The following is a 23,734-nucleotide window of genomic DNA, read 5'->3' as shown; positions in this document are numbered from 1 at the left end:
ATGGCGCTACTTTGCAATGGTCAGGATGAAGAGGACACTCAAATAAAATTAAAAAAAGTTATAAAAGTCCGGGAGCCGGAGCGAGCGCGGTATGGGGGGGCGCGGTGAGGGGAGAAGGACATAGGTTTGATCCACGCAGCCAGTGGCTTGGTGACTTAAGTTATTGTTTTTATGCTTTTATTTCTCTTTATATTTTATCAAGGGTGATGGCTGCCTGTTGTGCGGCGGCCAGCCATGTTGGCAATGGATAACAGTCTCTATCTTCATAAACAGGGCATAAAAAAGCCGCTCACCAGGGTGAGCGGCTGTTGCCATCAGATTCATGCAGTTCGCTATCAGGCTGGCTGTTTGCCATCTTCTGCGGGCGGCGGCAGGGCGGCGGAGTTGGACTCCACCTTCTGCTCTTCGCCCTGCATGTTCTTGATGTAGACATCCATCTGGTTGAAGGCGATCTCGATGCCGTTCTCGCGGAACAGCTGGTCGATCTTGCGGTTCAACTCGTCCACCGCCGGGTTGCGATCCCCCAGTTCACTCACGAAGAAGCGCAGCTCGTGATCCAGCGTGCTGGCGCCAAAGGTGAGGAAGTAGACGATGGGGGCTGGATCTTTCAGCACGCGGCTGTTTTCGTCGGCCGCCTGTTTGAGCAGGGTGCGGGTCAGTTCCAGATCCGAGCCATACGCCACGCCCACCCGCACGATCACCCGGGTGACGGTGTCACTCAGCGACCAGTTGATGAGCCGCTCGGTCATCAGCTGCTGGTTGGGGATGATCACCTCTTTGCGGTCGAAGTCGGTCAGGGTGGTGGCGCGAATGCGGATCCGCGAGACGGTACCGGAGAAGGAGCCGATGGTGACGGTATCACCGATCCGCACCGGACGCTCGAACAGGATGATGATGCCGGAGACGAAGTTGGAGAGGATCTCTTTCATGCCGAAACCGATACCGACTGACAGACCACCCGCTACCCACTGCAGCTTGTCCCACTGCACGCCCATCATGGAGAGAGCGGTGAGGGAACCGAAACCGATCAGCACGTAGTTAAGCATAGTGGTGATGGCGTAGGCGGTCCCCTGAGCCAGGTTGAGCTTGGAGAGCACCAGCACCTCCAGCAAGCCCGGCAGGTTACGCGCCAGTGACCATGCACCGCCGAGCAGCAGGAAGCCGATCAGCACGTCACTCAGGCTGATGGGGAACAGCACGGCGTTGGCGCCGGTGCCTTCACTGCGGTGCCACAGCACCATGCTGTCGAGGTAGGAGAAGACCGCCACCAGATCGGACCAGAGCCAGTAGAAGGCGACGCCGAAGATCAGCATCAGCACGGTACGGGTCAGACGCAGGGACTGCTGGCTGACATCCTCCAGATCCATGGGCTGCTCTTCGATAGACTCGCCACCTTCCGCATCTTCCGAAGATTTGTGCTCACGCTTGGCCACCGCACGGCGGTAGGCCAGACGACGGGCTGCCAGCTCCAGACCACGCAGGGCGGTGCGGTAGACCAGGCTCCAGATGATGATGAGGTAGAAGGATTCGATCAGGCGACCGGTCAGCTTCAGCGCGGTGTAGTAGTAACCGAGCACCGCCAGCACGATCAGCGCCACCGGTGCCAGCGCCAGGGCGATGGCGATCAGCGACTTCTGCATGCTCGCCTCGCCCTTGATGCGGGCGCGGGAGATGGGGAACACCAGATAGGCGGCCAGCCCCAGCAGGGTCAGGGTCATGGCCTGGCCGATCACGTCGTTGCCCAGGGTGGAGGGTTCAACCACCGCCTTGGTCGCGAGCATGATGAGCGGCAGCAGTGGCAACCAGATGTAGCGCATGCTGTTGCGCTTGGCCTGCAGCTCCGCTTTCGGGATCCGGAAGTGGGTCTCGGCGATGCCGCCCGGGCGCATCACAGCCAGATAGACGCTGAACACCAGATAACCGAGGGCGAGGTTCAGGGTGATCTGGAACATCAGCTTGGGACTGAGCAGACCGCAGTAGGTGAGCAGCAGACCGCCAGCCAGAATGAACATGCTGCCCGGCAGGCGTTGCAGCACGGTATAGAGCAGGGCGCGCGGGGTGTGCCACTGGCTGTCCTGACGGAAACGGCCAAGGTCCTTGGTGATCTTCTTCTCGCGCTCAACCAGCGCCGGACGTTTCCAGACCAGCAGGCCGCCGATCAGCAGCAGCGGGAAGGCTAGCAGGGAGATCCCCAGCAGCTCTTCGCGCCAGCGTTTCCAGTCCGGTTTCAATACCCAGTCGGAGGCCTGTTTGTAGGCCTGGGCGGGCCAGCTGATAAACCACTTGCTGTCGATGGGCTTGTTGCTGCTCACCCAGAAGATGTGTTGCTGCAGGGTAAATTCGATAGAGGCATAGACCCGCGCCAGCTGCTGCTGGGTCAGCTGCAGGCTGATGGCGTTGGTGAGCTGGCTGTCGAGTTGGCGGTTGAGCTGATCGAGCAGATTGATGCGGGTGTCGAGCAGCTTGGCAAGGCTCTCTTTGTCCTCCTCGCTGACCGGATCCTTGCTGCCGGCGATCAGATTGTCCAGATAGAGGTTCTTCTGGAACAGCTGGTCACGCTGCTGGCTCAGTTCAAACTGGGCCAGATGCAGATCGGCGATCTGCTCTTCCAGGTTTTTGACAGCGATGGTGGGTGCCGCTTCCAGCTGCTGATAGAGCTGATAGAGGATGCGCGACAGCAGCAGATTGCCCTTGAGCATCTGCACCTGTTCATTGAGGTTGCGTTCGGTCTGGATGCCGCGCTCCAGCCAGCTCTTGGCTTGCAGGTTTTTTTGTACCAGCGAGTTGAGGCTGGTGGTGGCACCGATCAGCTGCTGGCTGAGCTGGTGGTTGAGCTCCTGCTCTTTTTGCACCAGCGGGCTGTCTTCGGTCGCCACCAGTTCACCGGTCTGCTCGGCGGTTTTCTCTGTGTCGCCAAGGCGCTTGGCGCTGCTCTGATCCTGCAACAGCTGCAGTTTCTGCTCTTCGCTGGCGAGACGGGCACTCTGGTAGTCGCGCTGCTTGATCGCCAGATCCTGCATGCTGGTACGGTTATCCAGCTCCTTTTGCAGGTGGGCCAGTTGCAGGTCGAGCAGGGCCAGTTCGGCACCGAGCTTCATCTTCTCGGCGCTGGAGACGCTTTCACCTGCGTTGAGGCGGGTACGGATCTCCTGACTGCGCTGGTAGGCACGGCTCATGCTGGCCTGGGCCCGTTCCGGCAGGGTCTGCAAGCTGGTGAGCTGGCTGCCGATGGCGCCGAGGGCCTCCTGCGCCGCCTGCATGTTGGCCAGCACTTCCGGCTGACGGCTGTCGAGCTCTGCCAGACTCATGCTGGCGTATTCGCTCTTGATCTGCTCGGCACTCTTGCCCTTGGTCAGGGCATCGAGCTTGGCGCTGATCTCTCTGAGTTCGGTGGGCAGGTTGCGGATCCGCTGGGCCTGAGTCTTGGCCTTTGCCTCTTCCTTGTCGATGCTGTCGAGCAGGCCGAGGGTTTCGGTCAGCAACTTCTGATCCGCTTGCTGACTGACGGTCAGGGTCTCTGATTTACCCAGACCATCAAGCGCTCGCTGAACTGCGTTGCGAGAGGGGACATCTTGCGCCATGGCTTGCGGGACGCAGAGGCTGGCGAGGAGACAGAGCAGCGGCAACAGGGTGGCCGAGACTCTTTTAAAACGTATTGAGGGCATATAACTTCCGGGTTATTACGCGATATTCGGGAGATTTCCCGCATAGATTAAATTCGCGTGGATTCTAACACCGGGCTTGTCAGGTAAGCAGGGGGGAGGGACAAAAAAAACGGCACCCGCAGGCGCCGTTTTCAACTCGTTCAGCTCTGATTAAAGAACGTGAACAGAAGCGGTGTTGGTGGTGCCGCTCGGTACCAGAGCACCGGAGACCATCACAACCACATCACCTTTCAGACCCATGCCGATTTCCAGCGCGGCTTCTTTACCGATGCGATAGAAATCGTCGGTAGAGGCGATGCTGTCAACCACGTGAGCAACCACACCCTTGGTCAGAACCAGCTGGGCAGCAGTTTTCTTGTTGGTGGTGATAGCCAGGATCCAGGCTTTCGGGAAGTACTTGCGAATGGCCTTGGCAGACTTGCCGCCTTCGGTAGCGACCACGATCAGCGGGGCGTCCAGCTTCTCTGAGGTCTCTACGGCGCCTTTACATACGGCTTCGGTGATGCGCAGCTTGTTGCTGTCGTTGGCAGCAGACAGGTTGGACGGCATCACGGCATCGGTACGCTCGCAGATGGTGGCCATGATGGTCACGGCTTCCAGCGGGTACTTACCCTTGGCGGATTCACCGGACAGCATCACTGCGTCGGTACCGTCCAGAATGGCGTTGGCCACGTCACCAGCTTCGGCGCGGGTCGGACGCGGGTTCTTGATCATGGAGTCCAGCATCTGGGTGGCAGTGATAACCACTTTGCGGGCTTTGTTGCACTTGGCGATGATCATCTTCTGGGCGAAGATAACTTCTTCAACCGGGATCTCTACACCCATGTCTCCACGAGCAACCATGATGCCGTCGGAAACAGCCAGGATCTCGTCGAAGTTGTCCAGACCTTCCTGGTTTTCGATCTTGGAGATGATCTGGATGTTCTCGCCACCGTGGGCTTTCAGGTGCTCACGGATTTCCAGAACGTCTTCTTTCTTACGGATGAAAGAAGCAGCAACGAAATCAACGCCTTGCTCGCAACCGAAGATCAGGTCGCGCTTGTCTTTCTCGGCCAGGGCCGGCAGCTTGATGGAGACGCCCGGCAGGTTAACGCCTTTGTTCTCGCCCAGGTCACCGTTGTTCAGCACTTTACAGATAACTTCGCGCTCGGTGATTTCGATAACGTCCAGACCGATCAGGCCGTCATCAACCAAGATGCGGTTGCCGACGCGCAGATCGTTGGCGAAACCGGCATAGGTCACAGCCACTTTGTCTTTGTTGCCAACCACGGTCTGGTCGGTGGTGAAGGTGAAAGTCTGGCCAGCGACCAGCGCGACGTCGTTGCCGCCTTCCAGCTTCATGGTACGGATTTCCGGACCCTTGGTGTCCAGCAGGATAGCTGCGTGCTTGCCGGTCTCGGCCATTACAGCGCGCAGGTTGCTGATGCGGCTGCCGTGCTCGGCGTAGTCACCGTGGGAGAAGTTCAGGCGCATGACGTTCATGCCGGCGTCCAGCATTTTGGCCAGCATTTCTTTGGATTCGGTCTTCGGACCGATGGTGCAGACAATTTTGGTCTTTTTCATGTCAATCTTCATGGTTAAGGAATTTCCGCCGAGCAATATACACCAGTTTTTGGAATCTTTTTATGATCCAGAAACAACGTTTTGACCAGATAACGTTTTCTTTTCAGGGATAACGTTTTCCTGTGAGTCACATTTTAGAGCATACGGCCACAGGTTCGGGCTGAAGGGATACAAATGTTGCCATCTGTGGTTGTTTGGCCGGGTTGAGGTTCAGATGTTGTAAAATGACCACCCGTCCGCTGTCACCGTCTTGTCACCGGCTTGCGCAAAAATGTTAGTTCATTGGCGCAAGGGTGAAGGAGGTCGGGATGAAAAACAGCCATGAAACCGGATGGGCTCTGCTCTTGCTGGGCGCCGCCCTGCTGCTGGTTCAGATGCTGCCAGCCCGCTACTGGCCTGACAATGCCGGTCTGCTGGCGATCTTCTCCCATCCGGTGAAAGGGGAGGCGGCCGCCGAGGGATTGGCGTGGCGAGAGTGGCAGGATCACAGTGCAGCGACCCGGATGGCGCTTCGTGTAGCCCGACCGCTGCCGGATGCGCCGCAGCCTTGATATCTATTGCCGATTCCCTGTCGTGAAGGCGTGTAATTATCAACCATTGGTTGATAGTGCTTATCTATTCTGCTGGATTGTTCACCTTTCATGGCAGGGGGATAATCGATTCCAACAGCGATATCCCCTCCGGTATCGCCCCCTGATACTTTGTTGGAGTCCGCTTTATGTCCCTCGCCCCCGTCTGGTTTATCTCCCACGGCGCACCGGATCTGGTGCTGCGTGAGCAACCCGCCACCCGCTTTCTGCGAACCCTGCGTCTGGGTGAGCTCAAGGGGTTGGTGGTCATCTCCGCCCACTGGTTCAGCCGCGAGCTGCAGATCAACGTTGAGCCCAAACCGGCCTTGATGTACGACTTTTACGGCTTTCCCGAGCCCCTCTACCGGATGCGCTGGCCTGCCAGCAGCCCCGAGTGGCTGCAACAAGGGGTGAGCGACCAGCTGGCACTGGCCGGACTGACCGCCAACCCGGTGCGGCGCGAGCTGGATCACGGAGTCTGGTCGCCGCTCTCCCTGATCGACCCAAACAGCGAGATCCCGCTGGTGCAGATCTCCATTCCCGCGAGTTTCACCCCGGCCCAGTTGTGGCAGTTGGGAGAGGTATTGGGGGCGCTGCGCAGTCAGGGGATTGGCATCCTCGCCTCCGGCGCCATCACCCACAACCTGCGGGCGCTGGCACCGGAAGGCTCGCCAGTGCCGGAGTGGGCCAGCCAGTTTGTCGACTGGCTGGAGCAGAAGATGGCCGACGAGGATCGTCTGGCGCTGCTCGACTATCGCCAGCAGGCCCCCGGAGCGGTGGAGTCTCATCCCCACGATGATCATCTGCGCCCGCTCTTTGTGGCGTTGGGGGCGGCCGATGGTGTGGCGCCGACCCGGCTGCACGAGAGCTGGGATGGCGGCAGCCTCTATATGGGCGCCTACCGCTTCGGCTGAATTGATTTTTATACTGGTAAGGCAAGGAATATCTTATCGGTTTGTCATATGGATAAAGATAGATGGCATAGGCACAAGTGTATTGAGCGTATTGACATTTATCTTGCGGTATTCATAAGGATAAAATTCCTCGCTAAAGCAAAAATACTAATAACAAACAAGATTGTTTTAGTTCAATTATTGAGCTGTTGACCCTGATTTTAACTTATTGTGTTGTGCGCACTAGGATAACTGTGTGGTTGTTGTTGTGAATGGCACTTTTTGTGGTTTAAAATTTTGCCGGGTTGTTTATTTGCTGTTTTCGTGAATTACAGGTAAAAGATTCATCTTGTCTTTTCATGAGACAAGATTCTTTTAGTTATTTATGGAAATGGATATGACATATCGGATGTTACTTTTTGGCACGGCCGCCATACTGTTATCACCGCTTGCGATCGCCGATGACAGCTCTTCACAGAAGGAGTCACCATGGGGCGGTCTGTTGGAAGCAGACTATACGAGCAACTTCTATAAAAGGGGCTCTTACCATGAGGCGAGGACCGTTGGTTTAACTGGTATTGTTGATTACACATTCATCAATGATAGCAAGTTGAGCTTGAACTTGGCTGGCTTTCATTCACTGGATAACCCAAAAGGGCAATACTGGCGTGATGCCTGGCTTAAGTATGGTCATTCTGAACTGTTCGACTTGAATAGTTGGGCTACATTGGGCATGGATGGCAGCATTCGTTTGCCAATGTCTGAGCAGAGTAAAAAAGATGATCTTCATACATCCCTGAGGGTTGCGACACCTCTAACGATTGATCTCGGTCTGCTTCTAACTTCACTTGAATTTACCTGGCAGCCTAGGGTAATGAAAAATTTTCATGAGTACAAAACTCGGGGTGGCCAGACCCTGAAAGAGTGGACTCTGGAAAATTTGCTGAGCCTTGATTATGCACCTTGGGACAAGTGGTCTTTTAATGCCAGCTTGGTGTTGAACAGTCATTGGAGCTACTCAGGCAACCGTAAAAAGGATGACTACATTCACTCGGAGAGTCTGTTCTACGAGTTTAACGAGTCATGGTCTGTTGGATTGATGTATTCCAATACCGGCATTGTCTATGACCTTGAACGAGGAGCTACAGGTTCTGTATCGCTATATGACAAGCAGAATGCCACTTGGTCTCTGTTAGTTGATTACAGTTTTTAATTAATAAAAATAAAATTAAAAGGAAGGATCCCTTTAATATGATGAAGCAAACAATCATAGCTGCCACAGTCAGCTTTTTTCTATTTGGATGTGGTGCTGGCGATGAGCCTTATAAAGAGGTTCCCAAGGCAGTAGAGCAACAGGCATGGCAGCAGTTTAATACTGATGAGCTTTGGCTTTATGTCCCTTCGACGGCAGATGCTCCGAGATATGCAGTGAACATGGATCCCTTCTTTCAGGGGGAGGAGAAAATTGTCAAACTGCAATTTGTTGAGGAGGGATTGCGGGTTGTTGAGGTCGATAGAGATACAACGGCTCCTGGACAACCACCACGTTGGAATGATGTTGCCCCCGTGTTGACTATTCCTGGCGATTATCTGGATTATCGCTGCGCGGAAGATGCTTATGGAGAATGCACTCGCAAGGAAGAGGTGAATAGCGATGCCAATGTACTTTGGGATCAGAAGCGCTATTTCCATCCCAAGTTCAAGGATTTGAAAGGACATGAAGTAAACACCATTGATCTCTGGTACAAAAATGACAACGTGCGGGAAACGGCTACTCCTCGGGTAGTACGGTGGGAGATGGATGCAGCCAAAGGTGTTATTAACGTTGAGCTGGAGCGTACATTTACCGTCAACCGCAGTGCGATGAGTGACTATCTCAATACTGGTTTCAACGACCTCTCTTTTAAAACGAGTTTTTACTATTCACTGGTCAAGCTCGACAAGATTGCATCCAAAGATTATCAGCCGATTCGTTATGCTTCGGCAGATGACGGTGTATTTGGATTTTTTGATTCAACTTTCGAAAAGCTCGATGAACAGGGGGCTGCGACAGATGGTAGTGAACGCGCCTATCTTAACCGTTTTAATCCTGGCAAAAGCACAATTGATTACTACCTGAGCGATACCTTCTTCAAACCGGAAAACAAACTGTTTCTGGATGTCACACTGAGCTCTATCGAGCATATCAACAAGGTATTGGCCGGCACCGGAGTGCCACCGATCAATCTGGTTAATCCGGACAAAGGGAGTGGCAAGCAGGTTGGTGATCTGCGCGTCAATATGATCAACCTGATTGACCGACCGTTGGCCAATGGTTTGCTCGGTTATGGTCCATCTGTTGCCAACCCGCTGACAGGTGAAATTGTCAAAGCGCATGTCAACCAGTACTCAGGAGTAATCCGAACTGCGGTACCGCGTACCTGGAACAGTCTTGTGCGTCATTTCAACCGCGGTGATTTGAAGTCTGTTGGTGAAGCAGTCACCGCCGGGGTGACGTTTGAGGCGGTGAACAATGCGGTGTTAACTGCGGAAGGTGGTCGCACCGAGTTCTTGGCGGACAGTGACTTCCAGCAAGTGCAGGATTCCCTGGCAAGCATGCCGCGCCAGAATCAAAAACAAGGGACATCGGCCACATTGGTACAGCCTGGTGTGGATTCGTCACTAGCCGATTTTATCAAGGCTGATGAAGCCAGAATTAAGCGCTGGTCTGAAAATAATGCATTTGGTGAAGATGCTATCTGGGTATCGTCGACCAGCAAGGGATTGGTATCGGGCATTGACTATCAGGATGCCAGCCTCTATCTGGATGATCAGAAGACTCGCCTTAAAAAATGGAAAGAGCTAAATAGCGAGCAACGTAGCAAGATCAGCGATGCGATTTCAGCACATATGTATCGCTCCACCTTGGTGCATGAGCTCGGGCACAATCTGGGGCTGCGTCACAACTTCGCCGGTTCGACGGACAAACAGAACTTCTATTCGGTGGATGAAGCGAAATCCCTGGGACTGCAACATGTTCCTGCTTATAGCTCCATCATGGATTATGCAGCGTCCGAGTTTGACGAGCTCCCTATTTTCGGCCCATATGACAGAGCTGCATTGCGTTTTGCCTATGCTCGTCAAGTAGAAGTGCCATATGGTCAGCCTGATGACGCTGGCCGTCGGCCAACCGCATTGCTGAGTTTGAGTGAGTTGGACACGGCCTATTTGCAGAATGACTACCGTGTGCGCTTTGGTCAGTTAACTGCGCTGAAAGATCATCTTAAAGATGGGATCCCGCTCTCTTCCTGGAGCAATCTAGACAGCTCTTTCAATACAGCGTTGCAAGATAAGAAGCTGGCGTTGAAAAGCTATGCCTTTTGTACCGATGGTAATGTTTCGCTCAACAGCGATTGTAAGCGATTTGACGAAGGCACCAATCTGGTCGAGATGATGCAGTTCAAACGGCAGTCCTATCTGGACAGCTATGAGCGCCGCAATACCCGCGAAGACAAGCAGACATTCCGTGATGACAACCTGGTTGATTACACCATTGGCCGGATGAGGACATTCTCTGAAGTTCGGGATCTACTGGAAGACTACAAGAATATTGACCGGGTATTTACCCAGCGATTCGGTATCGGTATCAAGCAATTGGCTGCCAACCCTGCTTATTGTAACCCACAGGGCTCCGCTGAAAGTGATTACTGGTTCTGTGATTACAGTAGAGCTGCTGTTGATGCGGCAGATTTTCTGCTGGGTGTGGTGGCCAGACCCGACAAAGTCTGTGAAGTCAAAACAGGGAATGGTGCGATTGAGCAGTTGCCACTGACCAAGCTTTACAGTGACGTGAAGTCATCGCTTCCCAAAGGCAAGTCTTTCCCCGCCAGCTGTTTTGATGTGGATTTCACGGTGGCACTGGAACAGGACTCCAGAGGTTATCAGGTGCTCTCTGAAACGCGCGATGGTGTACCACTGGATTCGGTAAGCCCGAATGATCCCAATCATAAGTACAGCAATGACCGGGATGTATTGGGGTCTTGGCCAGACAAGTTGCTGGCAATGAAGTATCTGGTACAAAGAAGTACGGATCGCTGGACAGACAATGGCGAAGCAATGGCTTTGGTTGATTTGCCGTTGGTGAAGGAGCGGTTGATTGCGCAGATCCGGGCGATGGTATTGGGTGAGGAGTTGCCACAATGGGTCTCTTTTATCGACAAGGATGGTAAAGAGGTGTACCCCTTTTCCCCATACCGCTGGGAGACCAAGCGCACACTTGAGAGCCTCAGTCCTAGCCTTATGTTGTTGAACCGCTATTTCGGCCTGCCATTCGACGCCAATACACGTCTGGATAAGGCGTTACTGACTCAAATTGAGAAATGGGGCAAGACAGATGATATTCGCTTCAGCGACACGGCGCGTACATTGATTGATTATGTCCGTTTGCCTGCTGTGACGACGGATGGATTGGTTGGACGCCAGATAGAGTACAAGGATGCGCGTTATCAGGTATCACCACGCAATGTGCTGGCCAGCGATACCATCAAGTACTACTTTAACAACACGCCAATTGGTGATACCAAGCGCATTGAGGAGTCCTTTAACCTGGTCAATTCCTTCCAGTTTGGTTTACGTATGCGGGATGTGTATGGCGATATGATCTTGGCGACTCAAACTCGTGATGCCTTCCCGCTTGAAACCAGACTGAATATGGTGAAAGTGGCTCATACCATTAACGCTGACATGTTGACTTATTTGAAGGATGCCTGGTCGGCGGGTCAGCCTTACCATGCAACCCTTAAATCGCTGGTTATCAGTGGTGCCGGGTTTAAGCTGGATGGGACCACTAAAACCTATACCGATGGTCAGCTGCAGCTTGCGTGGCGGACATTTGACAGCATAGGTAGCACTATCGATCAGAAGTACTGGGCGCTGGTAACCGGCTGGCTACCTGAATGGAGTGCCAAGATTGCAGCAAGACGGATAGACCCGGCACTTTCTGCAGAGGAGAAGAGTTTCTGGCGTGGTGATAGGGCTGTTATTGCCTATGTGTTGGCCCAAACCAATAATAAGGGTCTGCAAAATGAGCTGTTGAGCCCGCTTGAGGCGCTCCCCAGATAATATGTGGCCATTTTAATCACTGTCGTAGTGGTTGATAGCAAATGTCTAGTCCTGAAATAGGTTTACACATTTTCGGCTAGCGTTGCTCCACTCAGAACCCCCTATGTACCGCATCGGGGGTTCTGTATTTCAACGCATGATGCGGCCGCTCCGCGTTGTAAATATCCACCGCTTCACGCACCATCTCCCGCGCTTGCGCCAAATCCTGCGGGCTTTGCAACAATAACTCTCCTTTCAAAATCCCGTTCACCCGCTCCGCCAACGCATTCTGGTAACAGTCATACCCATCCGTCATCGAGCATTTCACCCCGTACCGTTCATGTAATGACTGATACAGCACCGAGCAATACTGCACGCCGCGGTCCGAGTGGTGGATGAGTTCACCGCTGCCACGCCGTTGCTTCAGTGCTTTCTTGAACGCCATCGCCATCGCCATCGCCACCGACTCCGCGTGCATTCCTTCGTGTACGTGGTGGCCTACTATCTTGCGTGAGTAGGCATCCGTCACCAGGCTCAGGTACAGCGGTCCGCTCCTGGCGGGCAGATAGGTGATATCTGCGACCCAGACCTGCTCCGGGGCCACCGGCGTGACCTGCTCTGGCCCCGCCTTGAGCAAGTTGGGATGACGGTAGAAACGGTGAAAACTGTGGGTGGTCTTGTGATACGCCCGCCTGGGCAGCACCAGCAGGCGGTGCTCGGCCAATATCTGAAACAGCCTGTCACGCCCGACCTTGAGCCCGCCATCACCCTGACCCTGCAGCAGATAATGCAGCTTGCGAGTGCCCACCCGCGGTTGTCGCAGTCGAACCTGACGCACAAAGCGCACCACCTGTAGCCCTTGTGCATGGCGCTCGTCGGCGACCCGATTGCGCTTGTAGTAGGCCTGCCGGCTTATCCCCAGAAACAGGCAAGCCCTGACAATGGTCAGCCTCTCGACTTGCCGCTGCGAGAGGACTTGCCGGGTCGCTTTTTTACGATGGAGACGCCGTAGTCATTCTTCAGTACATCGACGACGGCCTCAAAGAACTGGGCCTTCTGGCTCATCAGCGCCAGCTGTTGCTCGAGTTCCTTGATGCGCTGTTCGGGCGTCTGGTTGTCGGGGTCAGGCATGGTGATGCTCCTGCCGGCGCGTACAGAAGCCCCTTGGCTCCAATCTTGCCGACCATGTTTACGCAACCATACCAGAACGGTGGAGCGGCCCTGAATGCCATAACGCACCTGAGCCTGTTTGTAGGTGAGCTCGCCTTTTTCAATCTGCTCGACCAGTGCCAATTTAAAAGCCAGCGAGTAATCGCGCTGTGTCCGTTTCACACCTTGTCCCATCGGGTTCTCCATTTATTGGGAGGAAAGGTGTAAACCATATTCAGGACGGGACAAAACTTGGCAAAAGGCCCCATCTGATGATGGGGCCTTTTTCATGTCATGGTCTGGGCTCTCGCTTACGGGACGATCACTCGGCTCTCGCCGCCGCCGAGGGCTTCGACCCGTATCTGCACGCCAATCCGCTCCACCAGCGTCTGGACGTGGGAGATGACCCCGATCTGGCGGCCGGCGGCCTGCAGGGAGTCGAGGCTGGCGAGCGCCAGATCCAGACTGTCCGGATCCAGGGTGCCAAACCCTTCGTCGATAAACAGCGACTCGACCTGGGTCTGCCGTGACGAGAGGCTGGAGAGGGCCAGCGCCAGCGCCAGCGACACCAGAAAACTCTCGCCACCGGAGAGGGAGTCCACCGAACGCACCTCGTCCCCCATGTCGAGATCCACCACTTGCAGCGCCAGATCGGTGCCGGGTACTCGCTCCAGCCGGTAGCGCGGTGATAGTTCGGCGAGCTGGGCGTTGGCCTCCAGCAACAGGCGCTCAAGGGTGAGGCTCTGGGCGAAGGTGCGGAACTTGGCGCCGTTGGCCTGCCCAATCAGATCGCACAGCTGCTGCCAGTGGTCGGCCACCGCCTGCTGGGCGGCCAGCTCCTGTTGCAGGCTGCCTGCCTTGAGAGCGGCTGCTTCGGCCTGTGCCAGCTTGCTCTTGCACTCGAACAGCTGCTCTTCAAGGGCGCGACAGCGGGCATCGAGTGCCGCCAGCTGCTCGCTCAGCTTTGCATCCGGCAGGGCGGCCAGCTCGGGGTGGTGCTCGCGATAGCGATCCCGCTTGCTCTCCTCCAGTGCCAGCGCCCGTTGCCGCTCGGCAAGGCGGGTGCGCGCCTCGCCAACAGCATCCTCCAGCCCTTGCAGGGCGGCGCGGCGTGCCTTGAGCTCATCGGGGCTGATGGCCAGCAGGCGGCGCAGGTCGTACTCGGCAATGCCAAGGGTGCTGGCGTGGGCGGCCCAGCGGCCTAGCACCTCCCGCTTGCGGCGGCTGCTGGTCTGCTTTTCCTGCTCCACATGGGTGAGACGGGTCTTGAGTTCGGTCTGCCGCTCCCGCAGAACGCGGGCGCTGCTTTGCATCAGCTCCAGTTCGCTGGCGAGCTGTTGCAGACGCTGTTGCCAGCGGCTCTCGACCAGCGGGATCTCCTCGCCACCGAGACAATCGCTGCGGCTGGTGAGCAGCCCCTGCCGTTGCTGCTCGTGCTCCTTGTAGTCCCGCTCGAGTTTGTGCAGCAGCTCGCGCTGGGTCTGCAGGCGTGCCTCCTGCGCACTCAGGGCCGGGGTGAGGCTGGCGATCTCGCTGGCCAGCCGCTCCCACTCGCTCTGGCCGTGCAGCCAGGCTTCGCAGGCTCGCTGCCACTCGTGCCACTGCTGGCTGCCGAGCCACTGGCGCCACGGTTGGCCGCCCATCTGCTCGTCGAGGCGGTGGGCGCCCTGTTCGAGGCGCTGGCGCAGGGTCGCCTCCTGCTCGCCCATCCCCTTCACTTCCCCTTCCAGTGCGATGCGCTGGCGGTCGGCCTCTTGCCACTGCTGGTCAAACTGCTGGTGCTGGGCAGCCAGTTGGCTCAGTTGTTGACGCACCCCTTGCAGCTGTTGTTGGCCAAGCTGGGCCTGACGCAGCTGCTGCTGGCTCTGGGCCAACCCCTGCTCCAGCGCCTGGCCACGGCCAAGCAGTGTGCTCATCAGCTCGTTCCACTCAATGGGGCTTTGGCGCAGCGGCAGCGGATGGCCGAGCAGGGTATCGCCTCCCAGCTGTTGCCAGCGCTGGGTCAGCTGCTCGGCGCGTGCCTCCAGCTCCGGCAGATGTTGCTGGCGCACCGCCAGCTGACGGGCCAGCTCCTGACGCTCGCTCTCGCACTGAATGTATTGATGGTTGAGCCGCTCCCATTCGAGATCCAGACTGCGGACCCGTTCAGCCAACTGACCCAGGATCCCCGCCACCTGCGGCTGGCTCTGGCTGTAGGGGTGCTCCTTGGCGCCACACAGCGGGCAAGGTTCGTCATCGCTCAGAATGTGGCGATACTGCTCGAAGCTGGCGATGGCGCGGGACTGCTCCAGCGCATGGCGCGCCTCATCCCGCTGCAGGGCGAGCCGCTCGCGGGCTGGCGCCAGCTCTTCGCCAAGGGTGGCGAGCTTGCCCAGCGCCTGCTCCAGCTGGCCAATCTCCTGCTGCAAGCGGCCATGCTGCTCGCCGTGGTTGCGGCCATAATCGGCCAGCTCCAGCAGCTGGCGCAGCTGACCCAGTTGTTCAGTCTGCTGTTGCCACTGCTCTTGCGCCTTGGCGAGGCGGCTCTCCCACTGTTGCTCCTGCAGCTCGTTCTGTTGCTGTTGCAGTCGGTCTTGTTCATGTTGCCAGTAGTCTCGCTCCTGCTGACCTTGCTCCAGTTGGCGCTGCAACTGTTGCAGGGCGCGCAGCTTGTGATCGCGCAGGGTGAGCAGTTGCTGCAGCTTGTCGGCATCCTCGGCCCAATCCTGCATGGCGGTGAGCAGGGGCTGCCACTGGCGGGCAACCGGTGCCAGCTCCTTGTGCTCTTCGAGCCAAAGGCCCCACTGCTGGTGCTGCTGCTTGAGCAGCTCCACCTGTCGGCTCTGCTCGCGCCAGCCCTGCTCCAGCGTGAGTTGCACTTCTCGCTCCTGTGCCCCCTCCTGCTGGATCTTCTGCAACTGCTGCACTTTCTCCCTGATGCGGGTATCGAGCTCTTGTGCCCGCTTGAGTTCGGGTTGCAGGGCGCCCCATTCCCGCTCGGCGGCGATCTTCTCCGCCAGCAACTGCTGTTCGGTCAGCGCGCTCTGCTGGGTCTGCTCCTCGAGTTTGGCAAGCTCCGGCCCCAGCTCGGCGATCACCTTCTCCTGCTGCTGTACCTCAAGGGTGAGGCGGGCCAGCTCGTCGTGATCGGCTCGGGCCACCTGGGCCTGTTCGGCACGGGCAAACTCCTCGCGCTCGGGGGCCGCGGCGCCGTGGGCCTGCAGGGCGGCATCGAGCGCCGCCTGTCCCTCGGCGCAGCCCTGCAGCTGGGCGGCAATGCGGCTGTTGAGGTCGCGCAAGTCCTGCATCAGCAGCTGCTGTTGCTGCTCGTGCTTGAGGGTGGTGGAGAGGCTCACCTGCTGGCTTACCCACTGTTCGCGGGTCGCTTCATCCATCAGCGCCACGTCGCCGAGGCGCTGGGCGATGGTGGCCAGCTTCTGCTGCTCTTCCCGCGCCCGTTCATAGGTCTGGATGGAGATGGCGGAGTAGAGCTCGGTGCCGGTCATCCGTTCGAGCAGGGCGGAGCGCTCGTTGGCGTCCGATTTGAGAAAGGCGGCAAACTCCCCCTGCGGCAGGATCACCGCGCGGCGAAACTGCTCCCAGGAGAGACCCACCAGCTCGTCGATGCGATCCTGCAGCTCCCGCTTGCTGCCGGAGAAAACCTGGCCTGACTCCACATCGGTCAGGGTGCGCTCCTGCGCCTGAAAGCGCCCCTCCGAGCGGTTTCGCGCCCGGCGCACCGCCCAGCGGGCCAGCCAGATGCGACCATCGCAGCCACGAAACTGCACCTCGGCAAAACCGCTGGCGTGGCCACGGCTGAGGATGCCGCGCACGTCGTTGGCCTTGAGCTTTTCCTCGTCATCCATGCGGCCCACTTCGGCCACGTTCTTGCGATTGGCGATAAAGCGAGGCATCTCGTCGTATAAGGCCAGACAAATGGCGTCGAGCAATGTGCTCTTGCCCGCACCGGTATTGCCGGTGATGGCAAACAGACCCGCGGCGCCAAGCGCACCCCTGGTAAAGTCGATGGTGAAGGGGCCGGTCAGACTGGCCAGATTCTCACCTGACAGAGACAAGATTTTCATTGGTTTGACTCCTTCACCTGCTCCAGGATCTCTTCAAACGAGGCAACCAGCCCAGCCTCGGGCTCCCCTTCAAACTGGCGCTGATAGCAGAGGCGAAACACCTCGGTGGGAGAGAGCTCATCGAGCCTGCGCCGCTCGCGACCATCGGCCAGTCCTTCTCCCGAGCCCTGATACTGGGTGCTGATGCGGGCCAGGCGTACCGGCTTGTCTGCGATGGCCGCCAGAATCCGTTCGCGGATGCGGGCCTCGGGCTTGGGCAGCAGCAGCCGCACTTCGAGGAAAGGTTGTGCCTCTTGTGGACAATCAGGCAGTTCGAGCGATGCGATGGCGTTCAGCGCATCGTCGAGGGTGCTCTGGGGCAGGCGGATCATCTCCACCGCGCGGGGCACCGGGATCCGCTCCAATCCGGTCAGTTTGCCTTCTGCAAAGGTCACTTCCAGCACCTGATGGTTGTAGTTGGCTTCGGCAAGCGAGAGCGGTAGTGGCGAACCGCTGTAGTGCACCCCCTCGGCCGGGCTCTGGGCCAGATGGAGGTGGCCGAGCGCCGTGTAGTCTGCACCGGCAAAGAGCTCGGCGGGCAGGGCGTGCTGGTTGCCGCCAAGCACCCGCCGCTCCGACAGCTCGGAGAGCTGGCCCGCCGCCAGATAGGCGTGGCCCATGGCGATGAGCGGCAGATCCTCCCCGCAGCGGGCGCGCCCTTCGGCCAGCACCTCGGCGTAGACTTGCCGTACTCCTTCGATCAGCCGGTCCTGCCCCTCTGCCAACTGTTCCACCCGCAGATCGCTGCTGCGCAGGAACGGCACGGCGGCGCACCAGGCGGCGATCTTGCCCTCCCGGTCTTGCAGCGGTACCAGCAGACGGTCGGTCTCGAGCTTGCCCTCACTGTCGCGGCTGATGCTGCCCACCAGATGCAGATCAAAGGCCCGCAGCAGCTCGTGGGGGGCATCGAGCTTGGAGGGGGAGTCGTGGTTGCCGCCGATCAGCACCATGTTGAGTTGGGGCATCTCGGCGCGCAGCCGCGCCAGAAAACGGTAGAGCTGTTGCCAGGCGCTGGCGGGGGGATTGGCGGTATCAAACAGATCGCCCGCTACCAACAGGGCGTCGATCTCGCGCGCCTTGAGGGTGTCGCTCAGCCAGTCGAGAAAGGCATCGTGTTCAAAACGGCGGTCATGACCATGGAGTTGATGGCCAAGGTGCCAGTCGGCGGTATGGAGGATTTTCATTGGAAAGCAGCCCGGTTGCAGGGACGGTGCCTGTGGCACCCGATGAGGACAAGATGAGGATGCCCCGTGCTTTTTTCAAGTAAAACAGGGGGCTGGCATCGATTCAGGCAGGTTCGCAGCACATCCGGTATTGGGGGTGGCCGGTAAGGGGATCGGACTCCTCGGCCTCGATGACGAAGCCGTGGCGACGATAGAAACGCACCGCCTGATCATTCTCGACAAAGACCCGGGCGTGGAGTGACGCCCCCTGACGCTTGGCCTCCTGCAGCAGGGCGTGGCCGACGCCGCGGCCCTGACGGTCGGGGCGTACGAAGAGGGCGGCGAGATAGTTGTCCACCAGCGCCATGAAACCGAGCAGATCGCCACGCTCCTCGAACACCCAGATGGCGGCGCGATCGAGATAGCGGGTACGCAGATCCTCCTGGGCCTGCCACCAGCAGGAGGCATCGACGAAATCGTGGGCCTGCAGGGAGGCCAGCAACCAGATTTCGACGATCTCTTCCATATCTTCCGGGCGACTGGGCCGCAACATAAATCCATCCTTGGTAACAACTTGTACACTCGCAGTCTAGGGGAACTTGACGGCCGTTCAGGTGATATAAATGAGACCCTGTGAGGTCGATCGCCCTTTATTTAGCGAGAATGATTGGCTGATCACAAAGCGCCTCTCTAGTACAATGCCCGCCGGACAATCTAGAGACCGAGGACGCCATGTGGTTTAAAAACCTGCAGATTTATCGCTTTACCCGCCCCTTTGACCTGACCGTGGATCAGCTGGAAACCCAGCTGGAAGCCTGTGCCTTCACCCCTTGCGGCAGTCAGGACATCTCCCGTTTCGGGTGGGTCAAGCCCCTTGGCAAATTCGGCTCAACCCTGACCCACTCTGCTTCCGGCCACATCCTCATCTGCGCCCGCAAAGAGGAGAAGATGCTGCCCGGTACCGTGGTCAAGGAGATGCTGGCCGAGAAGGTAGAGGCGATCGAGTTCGAACAGGGTCGCGCCCTCAAGAAGAAAGAGAAGGAAGCGCTGAAAGAGGAGATCCTCCACACCCTGCTGCCCCGTGCCTTCAGTCGTACCAGCCAGACCTTCGCCTGGATCAATCCGGCCGACAATTTGATGGTGGTGGATGCAGGTTCTGCCAAGAAGGCGGATGATCTGCTGGCACTGCTGCGCAAATCCATCGGCTCCCTGCCGGTGGTGCCGGTGGCTCTCAAGAACCCGCCGGAGATCACCATGACCGAGTGGTTGAACGAGGGCAACCTGCCCGCCTCCTTCACTCTGGAAGATGAAGCCGAGCTGCGCAGCGCCATGGAGCACGGCGGCATCATCCGCTGCAAGCAGCAGGATCTGATGACGGATGAAATCAAGAACCACCTGGCCAATGACAAGCTGGTGACCAAGCTGGCCCTCAACTGGGGCGAGACCGTCAGCTTCGTGCTGGGGGATGATCTCTCCATCAAGCGTCTGAAATTCAGCGAAGAGCTGCGCGAGCAGAACGACGATGTCACCAGCGAAGATCCGGCTGCCCGTCTGGATGCGGACTTCGCGCTGGTCACCGCTGAGCTGGCCCAGTTTATCCCGGCGCTGTTTGCCGCCCTGGGTGGCGAAGAGCAGTCCATCTAAGCGAACTGGCTCTACCTGATCGAAAAAAACCGCCTTCGGGCGGTTTTTTTATATCTGTTACGGATAGCCATTATTGATAGATGAGTAAGATATTGATCTTGTTCAATAACTTGAGCTGTCAGCGCCAATCGTGACATAGTCCCTCTTCATGGTCATAAAACAGACAAGGAGAGTGTCATGTTGCGCAAACCTCTGGGGCTGGTTGTCGCCCTTGCCCTGCTGGCCGGTTGTGCCAGTGACAACGGCTTTCACTACACCCCGCCAGCCCAGACCCTGATCGCACCCGAAGCAGCCAGTGGCTGGACCGACAAGCAGGGTTGGCAGGGCCATGACTTCATGGTGGCGGCCGCCAACCCGCTGGCGGTGGATGCGGGCTACCAAATCATCAAGGCCGGTGGCAGTGCCGTCGATGCAGCCATTGCGGTGCAGCTGGTGTTGACGCTGGTGGAGCCGCAATCCTCCGGGATTGGCGGCGGGACGCTGCTGCTGGTGTGGGATGGCCGCAAGGTGAGTGCGGTGGATGGCCGCGAGACGGCGCCGGCCGCTGCCACCGACCAGCTGTTTATGCAAGATGGCAAGCCGCTGGCGTTTTATGACGGGGTGGTCGGGGGCCGCTCGGTCGGCGTTCCCGGCACCCTGCGCGCTCTGGCACTGGCCCATCAGCGTTATGGCAAGCTGCCCTGGGCTGCGCTGTTCGAGCCCGCCATCACGCTGGCAGAGCAAGGATTTGTGATAAGTCCACGGCTGGCCACATTACTGGCCAAGGATCCCTATCTGGCAAGGGATCCGCAGGCGCGAGCCTATTTCTATCAGACGGATGGCAGCCCTAAAACGGCAGGCACCCGGCTGACCAACCCGGCGCTGGCCAAGGTGTTGCGCACTCTGGCCACAGAGGGGGTGGATGCCTTCTATCAGGGGCCGCTGGCGGATGCCATGGTGGCCAAGGTTCGCCAGCATCCCACCAATCCCGGGGTACTGGCGGCCACCGATCTGGCCAGCTATCAGGCCAAACTGCGGGATGGCCTCTGCTTTGACTATCGCCAGAGCAAGATCTGTGGCTTCCCCACTCCCTCGTCCGGCACCTTGGCGCTCGGCCAGATCTTCGGCATGCTGGAGAGCCGCGATATGGCATCCCTCAAGCCGATCACTACGAAGGAGGGGGGACTGGCTGCCTCCAGCGAGGCCATCCACCTCTACAGTGAAGCGGCGCGTCTGGCCTTCGCCGATCGCAACCAGTACGTCGCCGACAGCGATTTTGTCAGCGTGCCGGTGAAGGGGCTGCTGGACAAGGGCTATCTGGCCGAGCGCGGCAAGCTTGTCGGTCAGCACTCCATGGGGATTGCCAAGCCCGGTACGCCGCCACTGGCGCTGGCGCGCGGCAAGGATGCGACCCCGGAACTCCCCTCGACCAGCCATGTCTCGATCGTCGACAAGGCGGGGATGGCTATCTCCATGACCAGCTCCATCGAGGATGGTTTCGGATCGCGTCAGATGGTCAACGGCTACCTGCTCAACAACCAGCTCACCGATTTCTCCTTCACCTCGGTAGATGCTGCCGGTCTGCCGGTGGCAAACCGGGTGGAGCCGGGCAAGCGGCCCCGCTCCTCCATGTCACCCCTGCTGGTGTTTGACAAGCCAAGCGGCGAGCTGACCATGACGCTGGGCTCTCCGGGGGGCTCCGCCATCATCAACTACGTGGGCAAGACCCTGCTCGGCACCCAGGATTGGGGCCTGAACCTGCAACAGGCCATCAATCTGCCCAACTTTGGCAGCCGCAACGGTCCCACCGAGCTGGAAGTGGGACGCACCCCCATGTCGGTGGTCGAGGGGCTGAAGGCGAGGGGACATGAGGTGGTGCTGAACGAGCAGACCTCCGGCCTGCAGGGGGTTGAGCGCAATGGCGGTGGCTGGTTTGGCGCCGCGGATCCGCGCCGGGAAGGGATCGCCAAGGGGGAGTGAGGTTCCCATAGCAACAAGGCCAGCATGATGCTGGCCTTGTTGTTGATGGAGCGTGACGGAGCGCTTACTGGATACCCAACAGCTCCACGTCGAAGATCAGGACTGATCCCGGCGGGATTTTGCCAGCGGCACGGTCGCCGTAGGCGAGGTTGGCGGGGATGTAGAAACGGGTCTTCTCACCTTCCACCATCAGCTGTACCCCTTCGGTCCAGCCAGCGATCACCTGATTGAGGCCAAATTCGATGGGCTCGCCACGGGCGACCGAGCTGTCAAAGACGGTACCGTCCAGCAGCTTGCCCTCGTAATGCACCTTCACCTTGCTGGTGGCAGTGGGGTGAACGGTGCCGGTGCCCGGGGTCAGCACTTCGTACTGCAGGCCGGAGGCGGTGGTGGTCACCAGCGGCTTCTCCTTGTTGCTGGCGAGGAACTCGGCGCCAATCCGCACGTTGTCGGCCGCCAGCTTCTTGTTGTTGCTGCTGGAGTAGAAGTAGTAGGCCACACCGGCGATGAGCAGCGCGATCAGTATGAATTTCATCGGTTTTTCCTGTTCCATGAAATGTAAAAAGTGCAATGAGGACGCCATCTTATCGCGCACCGCCCCTGATGGCGAGCCACAGGGCGGGAGGATGTGAGCGGGCAGGCAAAGCCCGGCGAGCTGGACGCAAAAAGGGGCGAGTCGGTGACTCGCCCCTTGTCATGGCGGCGGCGCTTACTTGGCGGCCACCATCATCAGGGCGGGCAGGGCGAAGAAGAGACCTGTCACATAACCCAGAGCCAGCAGCTTGTTCTCGCTGCCTACCCGGGCCAGCCCCTCGGCGGCGCGTACCGGCAGGTCGCGCAGGAAGGGGATGCCATAGATGATGACCACGGCAAAGAGGTTGAACAGCACGTGGACCAGCGCGATGGTCAGGGCCAGCTGGGCACCGGCTCCGCTGATGGCGGTGGCAGCCAGCAGGGCGGTAATGGTGGTACCGATATTGGCCCCCAGGGTGAAGGGGTAGAGCTGACGGGTGCTGAACACGCCGCCGCCGGCCAGCGGGATCATCAGGCTGGTGGTGGAGGAGGAGGATTGCACCATGATGGTCACCAGCGCACCGGAGGTAATGCCGGTCAGCGGGCCACGGCCCAGCGCCTTGTGCAGCACCTCTTTGGCGCGGCCAACCAGTACCTGTTGCAGCACTTTGCCGAGATAAGTGACGCAGGCGAGGATCAGCAGGATACCGATGATGATGGTCGCGATGGCGGCACCCTTGCCCGGCAGGAAGGCAACGGCGCTGTCAATCAGCTGCTGGGCCGGTGCGGTCAGCGGCTTCATGAAGTCCATGCCCTTCATCGACATGTTGGCGGAGCCTACCAGCAGGTTGGCCAGCCACTCGGCGCTGTGTTGCAGCAGACCGAACATCAGTTCCAGCGGCAGGAAGATGAACACCGCCAGCAGGTTGAAAAAGTCGTGCACGGTGGCGGCGGCGAAGGCGCGACGGAACTCGGCGCGATCCCGCACATGGCCCATGGAGACGATGGTGTTAGTGATGGTGGTACCGAGGTTGGCACCCATGACCATGGGGATGGCCATGCTGATGGGCAGGCCGCCAGCCACCAGACCGACGATCACCGAGGTGACGGTGCTGGAGGATTGCACCAGCGCGGTAGCGAGAATACCCAGCAGCAGGGCGACAAAGGGGTTGTTGGCAAAGGCGAAGATCTGGGCTGCGCCCTCGGCGCCGCCGGAGAAATCTTTGAAGCCGTGGGAGATGGCGCCCACGGCAACCAGGATCAGGTAGACCAGTACGATGACACTCATCCAGTTGAACAGGGCGCGGGTCGCGGGCGGCTGTGACAAGGAGTGATGGTGTTGCATAAAGCCTCTTGAGACGGTCGTTCCGTCTTGGGTTGTTGATGACCCGCGCATTTAATCAATGGTTAATGACAGAAATATGACAACGTGAC

The 23,734-nt window shown here is 58.4% G+C and carries 14 protein-coding genes; 6 read left to right on the top strand and 8 right to left on the bottom strand.

Annotated features, from left to right (window positions below; genetic code table 11):
- Positions 1-335: 335 nt before the first annotated feature.
- Both mscK and pykF read right to left on the bottom strand, forming a co-directional pair.
- A complete protein-coding gene (mscK, locus tag OKC31_RS02710) occupies positions 336-3,665 on the bottom strand; it encodes a mechanosensitive channel MscK (protein ID WP_005359039.1) in 3,330 nt (1,109 codons plus the stop codon).
- 150 nt (positions 3,666-3,815) lie between these two features.
- Positions 3,816-5,228, bottom strand: coding sequence for a pyruvate kinase PykF (pykF, locus tag OKC31_RS02705; protein ID WP_031227651.1), 1,413 nt, complete (start codon positions 5,226-5,228; stop codon positions 3,816-3,818).
- A 308-nt stretch (positions 5,229-5,536) separates the two neighbouring features.
- Here pykF and OKC31_RS02700 point away from each other — a divergent pair, with 308 nt between their 5' ends.
- The 4 genes from OKC31_RS02700 to OKC31_RS02685 all read left to right on the top strand — a co-directional run bounded on the left by OKC31_RS02700 (position 5,537) and on the right by OKC31_RS02685 (position 11,790).
- Complete coding sequence (locus OKC31_RS02700; RefSeq protein WP_270656213.1) at positions 5,537-5,779, top strand: hypothetical protein; 243 nt, start codon at positions 5,537-5,539, stop codon at positions 5,777-5,779.
- Between the two features lie 167 nt (positions 5,780-5,946).
- A complete protein-coding gene (locus OKC31_RS02695) occupies positions 5,947-6,711 on the top strand; it encodes a DODA-type extradiol aromatic ring-opening family dioxygenase (RefSeq protein ID WP_149153329.1) in 765 nt (254 codons plus the stop codon).
- Positions 6,712-7,087: 376 nt separating this feature from the next.
- Positions 7,088-7,903, top strand: coding sequence for a hypothetical protein (locus OKC31_RS02690; protein ID WP_201938348.1), 816 nt, complete (start codon positions 7,088-7,090; stop codon positions 7,901-7,903).
- A 38-nt stretch (positions 7,904-7,941) separates the two neighbouring features.
- Positions 7,942-11,790: a zinc-dependent metalloprotease gene (locus tag OKC31_RS02685; RefSeq protein WP_201938346.1), complete on the top strand. Its 3,849-nt coding sequence runs from the start codon at positions 7,942-7,944 to the stop codon at positions 11,788-11,790.
- Between the two features lie 91 nt (positions 11,791-11,881).
- Here the strand turns inward: OKC31_RS02685 and OKC31_RS02680 are convergent.
- The 4 genes from OKC31_RS02680 to OKC31_RS02665 form a co-directional block, all read right to left on the bottom strand.
- Positions 11,882-13,113 (bottom strand): IS3 family transposase gene (locus OKC31_RS02680; RefSeq protein ID WP_270656212.1). Its coding sequence is split into 2 segments (ribosomal slippage): positions 11,882-12,765 and positions 12,765-13,113, totalling 1,233 coding nucleotides; the frame shifts between segments, so codons are not numbered across the junction.
- A 116-nt stretch (positions 13,114-13,229) separates the two neighbouring features.
- Positions 13,230-16,982, bottom strand: coding sequence for an AAA family ATPase (locus tag OKC31_RS02675; RefSeq protein ID WP_270656211.1), 3,753 nt, complete (start codon positions 16,980-16,982; stop codon positions 13,230-13,232).
- Positions 16,979-18,205 (bottom strand): exonuclease SbcCD subunit D C-terminal domain-containing protein, encoded by a 1,227-nt coding sequence (locus OKC31_RS02670; protein ID WP_201938343.1) that lies wholly within the window; start codon positions 18,203-18,205, stop codon positions 16,979-16,981. Before OKC31_RS02670 ends, OKC31_RS02675 begins: the two co-directional genes overlap by 4 nt.
- 103 nt (positions 18,206-18,308) lie before the next feature.
- A complete protein-coding gene (locus tag OKC31_RS02665; protein WP_005338252.1) occupies positions 18,309-18,737 on the bottom strand; it encodes a GNAT family N-acetyltransferase in 429 nt (142 codons plus the stop codon).
- 179 nt (positions 18,738-18,916) lie between these two features.
- On the opposite strand from OKC31_RS02665, the gene rdgC reads away from it, so the two are divergent.
- Together rdgC and ggt are read left to right on the top strand one after the other, a co-directional pair.
- Entirely contained in the window at positions 18,917-19,828 is a 912-nt protein-coding gene (gene rdgC / locus OKC31_RS02660) for a recombination-associated protein RdgC (RefSeq protein WP_040098586.1), read from the top strand.
- A 177-nt stretch (positions 19,829-20,005) separates the two neighbouring features.
- Entirely contained in the window at positions 20,006-21,787 is a 1,782-nt protein-coding gene (gene ggt / locus OKC31_RS02655; RefSeq protein WP_270656210.1) for a gamma-glutamyltransferase, read from the top strand.
- 64 nt (positions 21,788-21,851) lie between these two features.
- On the opposite strand, the gene OKC31_RS02650 is transcribed toward ggt, so the two are convergent.
- On the bottom strand, positions 21,852-22,322 hold the full coding sequence (locus tag OKC31_RS02650; protein WP_005347462.1) for an FKBP-type peptidyl-prolyl cis-trans isomerase: 471 nt from the start codon (positions 22,320-22,322) through the stop codon (positions 21,852-21,854).
- A 174-nt stretch (positions 22,323-22,496) separates the two neighbouring features.
- Positions 22,497-23,645, bottom strand: a complete 1,149-nt coding sequence (locus tag OKC31_RS02645; protein ID WP_270656208.1) for a Na/Pi cotransporter family protein — start codon at positions 23,643-23,645, stop codon at positions 22,497-22,499.
- Positions 23,646-23,734 lie beyond the last annotated feature (89 nt).

It is taken from the genome of Aeromonas sp. Y293-4 (assembly GCF_027705905.1).
GTDB classification, from domain to species: Bacteria; Pseudomonadota; Gammaproteobacteria; order Enterobacterales; family Aeromonadaceae; genus Aeromonas; species Aeromonas veronii.
The sequence above is the reverse complement of the archived record's forward strand: the minus strand, read 5'-3'. Positions and strand labels throughout refer to the sequence as shown.

Bases quoted from the DNA above. Each gene is read 5' to 3' on its own strand.
- OKC31_RS02675 (WP_270656211.1), bottom strand. From the start codon at position 16,982: ATGAAAATCTTGTCTCTGTCAGGTGAGAATCTGGCCAGTCTGACCGGC.
- ggt (WP_270656210.1), top strand. From the start codon at position 20,006: ATGTTGCGCAAACCTCTGGGGCTGGTTGTCGCCCTTGCCCTGCTGGCC.
- OKC31_RS02645 (WP_270656208.1), bottom strand. From the start codon at position 23,645: ATGCAACACCATCACTCCTTGTCACAGCCGCCCGCGACCCGCGCCCTG.
- OKC31_RS02700 (WP_270656213.1), top strand. From the start codon at position 5,537: ATGAAAAACAGCCATGAAACCGGATGGGCTCTGCTCTTGCTGGGCGCC.
- OKC31_RS02665 (WP_005338252.1), bottom strand. From the start codon at position 18,737: ATGTTGCGGCCCAGTCGCCCGGAAGATATGGAAGAGATCGTCGAAATC.
- OKC31_RS02685 (WP_201938346.1), top strand. From the start codon at position 7,942: ATGATGAAGCAAACAATCATAGCTGCCACAGTCAGCTTTTTTCTATTT.
- OKC31_RS02690 (WP_201938348.1), top strand. From the start codon at position 7,088: ATGACATATCGGATGTTACTTTTTGGCACGGCCGCCATACTGTTATCA.
- pykF (WP_031227651.1), bottom strand. From the start codon at position 5,228: ATGAAAAAGACCAAAATTGTCTGCACCATCGGTCCGAAGACCGAATCC.
- mscK (WP_005359039.1), bottom strand. From the start codon at position 3,665: ATGCCCTCAATACGTTTTAAAAGAGTCTCGGCCACCCTGTTGCCGCTG.
- OKC31_RS02695 (WP_149153329.1), top strand. From the start codon at position 5,947: ATGTCCCTCGCCCCCGTCTGGTTTATCTCCCACGGCGCACCGGATCTG.
- OKC31_RS02650 (WP_005347462.1), bottom strand. From the start codon at position 22,322: ATGAAATTCATACTGATCGCGCTGCTCATCGCCGGTGTGGCCTACTAC.
- OKC31_RS02670 (WP_201938343.1), bottom strand. From the start codon at position 18,205: ATGAAAATCCTCCATACCGCCGACTGGCACCTTGGCCATCAACTCCAT.
- rdgC (WP_040098586.1), top strand. From the start codon at position 18,917: ATGTGGTTTAAAAACCTGCAGATTTATCGCTTTACCCGCCCCTTTGAC.